At 61.6% G+C, this 482-nt stretch carries 1 protein-coding gene and 1 pseudogene; both read left to right on the forward strand.

Annotated elements, in window-relative coordinates; all coding sequences use genetic code 11:
- On the forward strand, positions 1 to 210 hold a 210-nt coding region (locus BQ17_RS24550; protein WP_141699059.1), incomplete at its 5' end, for a helix-turn-helix domain-containing protein.
- A 35-nt stretch (positions 211 to 245) separates the two neighbouring features.
- Positions 246 to 482 (forward strand): annotated as a pseudogene (locus BQ17_RS24555) (IS630 family transposase); the annotation flags it as partial.

A 482-nucleotide genomic window follows, 5' to 3' on the forward strand; every position in this document is an offset into this window, starting at 1 on the left:
TCACGGGAGCCGATTCTGGATGGCGAGCAAGAAGCGCGTCTCATCCAACTGGCTTGTAGTGAACCCCCAGCCGGACGTGCGCGGTGGACATTGCGGCTGCTGGCCGCGGAGTTGGTGACGCTGGAGGTAGTGGAGTCCATCTCCGCACCAACCGTCATGCGCGCGCTTAAAAAAACCAACTCAAGCCGCATCAGCGCACCGGTTGGGTGATTCCACCGGCGCAAAACGCCGAGTTTGTTGCCTGCATGGAGGATGTGCTGGAAGTCTACCGGCGTGCGTATGACCCCAAACGCCCGGTGGTGTGCCTGGATGAGCAGCCGGTCCAGTTGATTCAGGAAACGCGCCAGCCGCTCCCCGCCGAACCGGGTCAGCCGGCGCGCTACGATCACGAGTACGAACGGGTGGGAACAGCCGTTAACTTTATGCTCACCGAACCCTTGGGCGGACGCCGTAAGGTCAGTGTACGTTCCACCAAAACGGCG

The organism is Candidatus Thiosymbion oneisti (assembly GCF_900092655.1).
Taxonomy (GTDB): Bacteria; Pseudomonadota; Gammaproteobacteria; order Chromatiales; family Chromatiaceae; genus Thiosymbion; species Thiosymbion oneisti.